The sequence below is a fragment of the Clostridium sp. UBA7503 genome (genome assembly GCF_002477055.1).
GTDB classification, from domain to species: Bacteria; Bacillota; Clostridia; order Clostridiales; family Clostridiaceae; genus Clostridium_J; species Clostridium_J sulfidigenes.
The window spans coordinates 31,701-41,231 of the sequence record NZ_DLNT01000004.1 but is presented as its reverse complement, the minus strand read 5'-3'; the positions used below and the strand labels follow the sequence as shown (position 1 = coordinate 41,231).

Genomic DNA, 9,531 nt, shown 5'->3' with positions numbered 1-9,531 from the left:
TATTTTGCGAAAGCCCCTTTTTATTCATTACTACTTTTGCCTTACCCATAAAAACTAAAATTATTTTCTATACTTTGCACTAAAGTACTTCCTTCAATTCCTTTAAATATAGAATTTACTGTATATTCCTTAACCTGATCATAAGATTGAAAAATTCTTTGAGCTGAAATACAGTCATTATATACTTTCCAATATCCACACAATAAACACTTCTTATCATTACAGTTCATAAAATCTTTCACGTCATTAATTGGTATTCCTAAAAAAACACCTAATTCATGTGGACAGTTAAATTCTTTATATCTATTTTTTAACACATTTAAATATTCTACAATAGTTCCATTTTCTGCATAGCCTAGACCTATTAAAAACTCTTTATTTTCTTCTTTACCTATATATTTTTCAAGTAAACTCTGATTATAAATTAATGCTACAATTGAATCATCAGATTCTCTTAGTTCTATAAAGTCAAGACCTATACTTTGAATAAATGCTTTTCCCATTGAACCCCAGTTACTATATAAATCTCTATTATATTTTTTAAAAGTAATAGTAGCAGCTGGTTTAACCTTTGCAATCACCAATGAAGTATTATAAATTAAAAAGTTTTTAATATATTCTTCACCATTCATAGCTTCTAACTTATTATAAAATTCTAAATATGTCATTTTCATTACCTACCTATAAAAGTGTTATTTTTTTACCAAAATCTATACATTCATCTTCATCTTCTGGTTCGCCACAAATTATTAAACAGTCCTCTTTTATTTCGCATCCATAAGAAAGCATTCTATCTTCCCAATCTCTCATCCACTTTCCATCCCCCCAACCATAGGATCCAAATAAAACTACTTTCTTTTTAGATATTTTTGAAGATATCTCTTCAATAAAAGGTTCAAACTCAGATTCTTCTAATACTTCATCTCCCATAGATGGGCATCCTAATATTATTACATCTTCATCATCAAAGATGCCACTGTTAGCATTAGCAACATTGATTACTTCTGCATTTTTTCCTTCTTCTCTGATTCCTTTAGCAATTAATTCTGCCATTTTCTCTGTATTACCTGTACCTGACCAATAAACTATTTTCATAACACATCCTCCTTAATTGAAAACTATTCTCAATTAAATAATAACGGATCTTCACATTATTGTCAATAGTTTTTGATAATTATTCTCAATTAAATAGTAACAAATAAATCATAATCCTATTATGCTTGTATATGTATGGTTTTATACGTATTAAAGCTGTTTAAATAAATAATAAAAAGCATCTTTCTATTGAATTGATATCAAATTCATAGATATCAGTTAATATTCTAGAAAAATGCTTCTTATATTATTTATTTTCCTTATCTCTAATTGCAGCTCTTATAAATCCTTTGAATAAAGGATGAGGATTATTAGGTCTTGATTTCAATTCTGGATGAAACTGAACTGATACATACCACGGATGATCTTTTATTTCAACAATTTCTACCAACCTATCATCGGGGCTTGTACCAGTAATATTCATACCTTTCTCAACTATTTCTTCTCTAAACTTATTATTGAATTCATACCTATGTCTATGTCTTTCATTTACTAATATTTCATCATATTCACTAGCCACTATTGAATTTTTGTCTAGTTTACATGGATATAAACCAAGTCTCATAGTACCACCTAAGTTTTCAATTTCTTGTTGATCTGCCATTAAATCTATTACTGGATATTTGGTATTTGGGTCAATCTCAGAACTATTAGCTCCTTCATATCCAAGTACATTTCTAGCAAATTCTATAACTGAACATTGCATACCTAAACATATTCCCAATAAGGGCTTTTTACTCTCTCTTGCCCATCTTACAGCTTCAATCTTGCCTTCTATTCCTCTATCTCCAAATCCCCCTGGTACTAATATCCCATTCACATCAGAAAAAATTTCATCCGAATTATCTCTTGCTACATCTTCTGCATTTATCCATTTAATTTCTATTATGCAATCATTAGCATATCCACCATGACTTAAAGCTTCAACTACAGAGATATACGCATCATGTAGTTCTACATATTTACCAACTAAAGCAATCTTAATTTTATCATTTAAATTTTTAATTTTATTAACCATATTAATCCATTTAGAATTATCAATATCCGTACATTCTAGATTTAATCTTTCACATACTAACCTATCTAGACCTTCATTATGTAATAATAAAGGTACTTCATATAAGTGCTCTGCATCTAGATTTTGTATTACATTTTTACCTTCTAAATTACAAAATAAACCTATTTTTGCTTTTAATTCATCTGATATTTCCTTTTCAGCTCTACAAACTATTATGTCCGGTTGAATTCCTATACTTCTTAATTCCTTAACGGAATGTTGAGTTGGCTTTGTTTTTAATTCACCAGCTTTTCCTAGATAAGGTACTAAAGTCACATGTATAAAGCACACATTTTCCTTACCTACTTCATACTGAATTTGTCTTATAGCTTCTAAAAATGGTAAGGATTCTATATCTCCTATAGTACCACCAATTTCAGTTATTACCACATCTACTGCCTTTTCCTTTGTTACTTTACATATTCTTTCTTTTATCTCATTAGTTATATGAGGTATTACTTGAACAGTTCCACCTAAATACTCTCCTCTTCTTTCTTTAGATATGATTGACCAATAAATTTTACCAGTAGTAACATTGCTACTTTTGCTTAAATTTTCGTCAATAAATCTTTCATAATGTCCTAAATCTAAATCAGTTTCAGCACCATCATCAGTAACAAATACTTCTCCATGTTGATATGGACTCATTGTTCCTGGATCTACATTTAGGTATGGATCAAACTTCTGTATTGTAACATTTAATCCCCTATTTTTTAAAAGTCTACCTAAAGATGCTGCTGTAATACCCTTTCCTAAGGATGAAACTACTCCACCTGTTACAAAAATATACTTACTATTCATGTTATCTTCTCCCATACAATTTATTTTTATATTTTATTAGTTTACTATTGACTTTTAATCTACACATTTGTATAATAATAATTACCCTATAAATAATATGGGGTAGTCTGTACTTTTTACATAGAATTTATATTACCACACTTCCATGTATATGGCTAGTGTTTTTTGTCACTTTATATATTTAACTTAATAATTTAAAATATAGATTATTATTAGCATAAATCTAACTAATTTACATATTAATATGTGAGGCTATCTTAGAATAATAAAAATATTCTAAGATAGCCTCACTTTTAACTATTTTTTTAATAATACGCACTTTAATAATTAAATTTATTACGATTCATTTCTTCATCATATAAAAATTAAATATACAAATCAACTTATGAATTAAAGTAAATTTATATTATTCTCCTTACAAATTTTCATATTTTTTTCATCCCATGTAGTAGCTTGAACTTCCCCAATATGAGCTTTGTTTAAAAAAAACATGCATATTCTTGATTGACCTATTCCTCCTCCAATTGTATATGGAAGTTCTCCTGCTAATAGTCTCTTATGAAAATCTAGACGTCTTCTGTTATCATTACCTGACACTGTTAATTGATAATCAAGGGCTTTTTCATCTACTCTTATTCCCATTGATGAAAGTTCTACAGCCCTATCTAATAAAGGATACCAAAATAATATATCTCCATTTAAATTCCAATCGTCATAATCCGGACTCCTACCATCGTGCTTTTCTCCCGATTTTAACACTCCCCCTATTTCCATTATAAATACAGCGCCAAACTCCCTACATATTTCATCCTCTCTTTCCTTAGAAGTAAAATTTGGATAAATGTCTTCTAGCTCCTGGGTAGTTATAAAATGTATTTCTTTTGGTAAGGGATTTTCTACCTTCATTAAATTTTTATCAACAAATTCTTGAGTTTTCTTAAATACCTTATAGATTTTTCTTACAATACCTTTTAAATATTCTTCATTTCTATCTTCTTTTTTTATTACCTTTTCCCAATCCCATTGGTCTACATAAACTGAATGTAAATTGTCTAGCTCTTCATCTCTTCTTATAGCATTCATATCTGTATATAAGCCATCTCCAACTTGGAAGTTGTATCTATGTAGACTCATTCTTTTCCATTTTGCTAAGGAGTGTACTATTTCAACATTTTCTCCTGTTGCCAGCAAGTCAAATACTACTGGCCTTTCAACTCCGTTTAAATTATCATTTAATCCACTTTGAGAGTCCACAAACAATGGAGCTGAAACTCTAGTCAAGCTAAGACTTTCTGATAAAGTCCTTTCAAAAAAATCTTTTATCTTCTTTATATGTACTTCTGTTTCTATTAATGTGGCATTGGATTTATATCCTTTCGGAATAACAATTCCCTCTATCTTCATAATAATTCCTCCTTAGATTTTAAGTTTAAAGTTAAAGAGTTGATAAAGTTTATGGGCCCATACTTTATCTTTTTTATTTATATATAATAAAAAAACTCTCATCCCTATATAAAAATATAAAAGGACGAGAGTACTACTCACGTGTTACCACCTTAATTCATTGCTACTTTACAATAACAATCTCTTCAAGTACGTCAATTAATGCAAATTGATTATACTCTAGCACTATATCGGGTGCAGATCCGGTACTGCCTACTGGTTGTTATCTTTCGGAGCACTGCTCAGAGATGTTATTCAAATTAACTTACTCTTCCACCTCTCAGCTTATGGGGAATTCTCTGTAAAGATATATTAATTTTACTTCTTCTCTTCAACGCTTTCTACATTTCATTTTTTAAATAATATCACAATTAATTTGTTTTGTAAAGTACTTTTAAAATGCTATCTCAAAATTTCTTTTGAGATAGCATTTTGATTTTTAAGTTCTTTTTATTTATTTAATTACTCTACATAAGCATCTCTAAATTCCATTTGTCCTAATGGTGACTTATAAGTTCCTTTAACATTTTTGTCTATACATAATACATTTGTATAATAGTATAGTGGTAGAATTGGTGATTCATCCATTAAAATATCTTCTGCTTTGTGTAATAATTCTGTTCTCTTAGCGTCATCTAATTCTACTTTAGCTTGAGCTATTAACTTATCATATTCTTTATTTGAATATCCTGCATTATTTTGTCCATTACCAGTTGTCCACATATCTAAGAATGTCATTGGATCATTATAATCTGCTATCCATCCATGTCTAGCCATAGAATATTGGAAATTATTTCTTGTATCTTGGAATACTGCCCACTCTTCATTCTTTAACTCTACATTAATTCCAAGATTTGTTTTCCACATATCTTGTACTGCTTGAGCTATATTTTGATGACCTTGATCTGTATTAAAAGTAAATGTTATTGTTGGTGCTCCTTCTCCATTTGGATATCCAGCTTCTGCTAACAATTTCTTAGCTTCTTCAATATTTGCACCCTTTGATGAATAATCCTTTTGAAACTCTTTTCCTATTGAATCAAGAATACCTGCTGGAACATAGCTAGTTGCTGGTGCTTGACCACCTTGAGCTACCTTATCAACTATTAGTTGCCTATCTATAGCTAGTGATAAAGCTTTTCTAAACTTAGGATTACTTAATGCTTCAGCTGCTTTAGGGTCTACATCCTTAGCTTTGTCTGATACATTTATTACATAGAAGTAAGTTCCTAAATAAGGATATATTTTTGCTGTTCCTTCATCTAATAATGTAGGAATTTCAGCCTGAGGTGGTGATTCTATTACATCTATTTCTCCACTCTTAAAGGCATTTAAATAAGTTATTTGATCATCTATTAATTTTACTTCTAATGTCTCAAGTTTTACATTTTTAGCATCCCAATAATTTTCATTTTTTACAAATGTAATACTTTCCTTTTCTTTCCATTCAGACATCTTAAATGGTCCATTAGATATATATGTGTCTGGCTTTAATGTCCACTTTTCTTCATTTCCTTCTATAATATCTTTTCTAACTGGGAAATAAGTTGGGAAAGCTGCCAAGGATAGGAAATATGGAACTGGAGCTTCAAGAGTTACTTCTAAGGTGTTATCATCTATAGCTTTTACGCCTACATCCTCTGCTGTAGCAACCTTACCTTCTACTTTTTCCTGATTATAGTATGCAGCCCCATTTTTTATATAGAAAAGTTGATATGCATATTCTGCTGCCACTTCAGGATTTAATGCTCTCTTCCATGCATATTCAAAGTCCCCAGCTACTACCGGTTTTCCATCTGACCATTTAGCATCCTTTCTTATATGGAAAGTATATACAGTTCCATCATCAGATACTTCATACTTTTCAGCAGTTCCTGATACTATTTGAGAATTTTCATCCTCTCTCATTAACCCTTCGAAAGCATTGTGAATTATTGTTGAACCATCTACTGCTGAATTTAGTTGTGGATCGATAGTTTTAGGATCTGCACCTAAATTATATACTATTTTTTGTTCTACTGTTTCTTCTACCACAGGTGTATTGCCATCACCAGGTTTTTCTCCTTCATTTTCTTTAGTCTTAGTACATCCTAAAAGTAATGTACCTGTCATTATTGCAGTCATTATCAGTGCCATTATTCTAGTTTTCTTCATTCATTGACCTCCTTATTAAATTAATTAATTTATTTTAAAATAAATGACAAGCTACGCAATGGCCAGGAGATACTTCCTTTAAAATCGGCTCCTCTTCACCACAGATTTGTTTTGCATATTTACATCTAGATTTAAATCTACATCCTGGTGGAGGATCAATTGGAGATGGAATATCTCCCTCTAAAATTATTCTTTGTCTTCTTTTAGCTTCATCCGGATCAGGAATTGGAATTGCAGATAGTAATGCATTGGTATAGGGATGGATTGGTTTACTATATACCTCATTACTCTCTGCTATTTCAACTAGTTTTCCTAAGTACATTATTCCAACTCTATTGGATATATGCTTAACCATGGATAAATCATGAGCTATAAACAAGTAAGTTAGACCAAAGTCATTTTGCAAATCCTCAATCATATTAATTATCTGAGCTTGTATCGATACATCGAGAGCAGAAATAGGTTCATCACAAACAATAAAATCTGGATTAACTGCAAGAGCTCTTGCTATACCGATTCTTTGTCTTTGACCTCCTGAAAACTCATGTGGATAACGATTTAAATGATTTTGATCAAGACCTACCTTATCTAAAAAATACTTTACTTTTTCTTCTCTTTCTTTTCCTTTACATATTTTATAAATATCTAATGGTTCACCGATAATATCTCCAACGGTTAACCGTGGATTAAGTGATGCATAAGGGTCTTGAAATATCATCTGCATCTTTTTTCTATAAGATAGCATCTGCTTATTAGTAAGCTTACCAATCTCTTCATTGTCATAAAATATCTCTCCTGCAGTAGGATTATATAATTTTAATAGAGTTCTACCTAAAGTTGTTTTACCACATCCTGATTCTCCTACTAGGCCTAACGTCTCTCCTTTTTTTATTTGAAGAGATACCCCATCAACAGCCTTTAATATTCCTTTATTCTTACTAAAAATTGATTTCTTAGTATTGAAATATTTACATAGATTTTTTATTTCTATTAGTTTCTCCATGCTACTCATCGTCCTTCCTCCTCTTCAATGGAGTTTCAACCTTTGGTGCCCTATTATCATTTAACCAACAAGCAGATTTATGTCCTGGAGTTATTTCATAATATTCAGGTCTATGCTCTTTACATACTTCCATAGAATATTTACATCTAACATAAAATGGACATCCCTTTGGAGGTTTAAATAAATCTGGTGGTTGACCATCTATAGGTCTTAATCTTTCTCTTACCAAGGTATTAGGATTAGGAACACTTTCCATAAGACCCCAAGTATATGGATGTTTAGAATTATAGAATATATCCTTTACAGTTCCTTGCTCTATAATAAGACCTCCATACATTACATTCACATTATCACAAATATCTGCAACAACTCCCAAATCATGTGTAATAAGAATTATAGATGTATTTAGTTTTTCCTTTATATCCTTCATTATCTCTAAGATTTGTGCTTGTATCGTAACATCTAGTGCAGTAGTTGGTTCATCAGCTATCAATAGCTTTGGATTACAAGTTAACGCCATAGCTATCATAACTCTTTGTCTCATACCCCCAGAAAACTCATGTGGATATTGCTTCATTCTGCTTTCAGGACTAGGTATACCAACTAAGTGTAATAATTCTACAGCTTTTTTATGTGCTTCTTCTTTAGTCATCTTCTTATGGATTCTAAGCGGTTCCATAATTTGATTTCCTATAGTCATAAGCGGATTCAAAGAAGTCATAGGATCTTGAAAAATCATGGATATATCATTTCCTCTTATGGTAGACATATCTTCCTCACTGATAGATACTATATCCTTATCTTCAAATCTTACTTTCCCCTCTTTTACTTTACCATTGTCATCTAAAAGCCTCATAATAGACATCATTGTGACACTTTTTCCACTACCAGATTCTCCAACTATACCCATAACTTCACCATGTTCTAGATTAAATGAAACTCCCCCTACAGCTTGCACTTCTCCAAATTGAGTATAGAAAGATGTTTTTAAATTATTTACTTCTAACAAATTACTCATCCTTCCACCCCCTACTTTTTAATCTTTGGATCTAGAGCATCTCTAAGCCCATCACCAAGCATATTAAATGAAAAAATTGTTATACATATAGCCAACGTAGGAAATAAAAGTTGATATGGATATAATCTTAAAGTAGATAAAGCATCACTAGCTAAAGTTCCCCATGATGCAAGTGGTGGTACTAATCCTAATCCAATAAAACTTAAAAAAGCTTCTGAAAATATTGCAGTTGGTATTTGCAGTGTAAGAGTTACTATAATTGGGCCTAAACAATTTGGAATTAGATGTTTAAATAGTATTCTCTTACCTTGAGCTCCTAAAGTTTTAGCAGCTAAAATAAATTCTTGTTGTTTAAGCTGAAGTATTTCTGCCCTAACAATTCTAGCCATACCTATCCAATAAGAAATAGCCAATGCTACAATAATATTGAATAAACCACCTTTTTCAAGAATGACCATTAATAGTATTACATATATTGTCATAGGTATAGAAGATATTATATCTACAATTCTCATCATAATATTATCTACCCATCCACCTATAAGTCCAGCAATTCCACCATATACTATGCCTATAACCAAATTAAGTATAGATGCCACAAAACCAATTATCAAAGAATATCTAGCACCATACATAACCCTTACAAACAAATCTCGTCCTAGTGAATCTGTTCCAAACCAATGCTCTGCAGACGGTCTCTGGTTAGTAATCATTAAGTTATTTGTCGTATAATCATGTTTAGAAAACCAAGGAATAAATATAGCTCCTAGAGTTATAAGAATAACAAAGATAAGCCCTACTATTGCTAACTTATTTTTTTTAAGTTTCCTCCACGAATCTTTCCAATAAGATACACTTGGCCTATTTATTGTATCCTTCTGTTTACTACCTTCATCTACAAAGACAAAATCCTTTTCTAAAATTTCATTAATTTCTTCATTAAATTCCATAACATCACCT

The 9,531-nt window shown here is 30.8% G+C and carries 8 protein-coding genes and 1 other annotated feature; all 8 genes read right to left on the bottom strand.

The features are described 5' to 3' along the window. Positions 1 to 41: 41 nt before the first annotated feature. On the bottom strand, positions 42 to 668 hold the full coding sequence (locus B3630_RS00435) for a DUF3793 family protein (protein ID WP_346894522.1): 627 nt from the start codon (positions 666 to 668) through the stop codon (positions 42 to 44). Between the two features lie 13 nt (positions 669 to 681). Next, positions 682 to 1,095: a flavodoxin gene (locus B3630_RS00430; protein WP_346894520.1), complete on the bottom strand. Its 414-nt coding sequence runs from the start codon at positions 1,093 to 1,095 to the stop codon at positions 682 to 684. A gap of 247 nt (positions 1,096 to 1,342) precedes the next feature. After that, the gene (locus B3630_RS00425) at positions 1,343 to 2,953 is read right to left on the bottom strand and encodes a CTP synthase (protein WP_346894518.1); all 1,611 of its coding nucleotides are present in this window, start codon (positions 2,951 to 2,953) and stop codon (positions 1,343 to 1,345) included. Between the two features lie 390 nt (positions 2,954 to 3,343). Next, complete coding sequence (asnA, locus tag B3630_RS00420) at positions 3,344 to 4,351, bottom strand: aspartate--ammonia ligase (RefSeq protein ID WP_346894526.1); 1,008 nt, start codon at positions 4,349 to 4,351, stop codon at positions 3,344 to 3,346. A 123-nt stretch (positions 4,352 to 4,474) separates the two neighbouring features. Beyond that, positions 4,475 to 4,740: a binding site (T-box leader), on the bottom strand. A gap of 118 nt (positions 4,741 to 4,858) precedes the next feature. Next, complete coding sequence (locus B3630_RS00415) at positions 4,859 to 6,550, bottom strand: peptide ABC transporter substrate-binding protein (protein WP_346894516.1); 1,692 nt, start codon at positions 6,548 to 6,550, stop codon at positions 4,859 to 4,861. Positions 6,551 to 6,584: 34 nt separating this feature from the next. After that, entirely contained in the window at positions 6,585 to 7,562 is a 978-nt protein-coding gene (locus B3630_RS00410) for a dipeptide ABC transporter ATP-binding protein (protein WP_346894514.1), read from the bottom strand. After that, a complete protein-coding gene (locus B3630_RS00405; RefSeq protein ID WP_346870982.1) occupies positions 7,555 to 8,571 on the bottom strand; it encodes an ABC transporter ATP-binding protein in 1,017 nt (338 codons plus the stop codon). Before B3630_RS00405 ends, B3630_RS00410 begins: the two co-directional genes overlap by 8 nt. A gap of 11 nt (positions 8,572 to 8,582) precedes the next feature. Beyond that, entirely contained in the window at positions 8,583 to 9,521 is a 939-nt protein-coding gene (locus tag B3630_RS00400; RefSeq protein ID WP_346894512.1) for an ABC transporter permease, read from the bottom strand. Between the last annotated feature and the right edge of the window lie 10 nt (positions 9,522 to 9,531).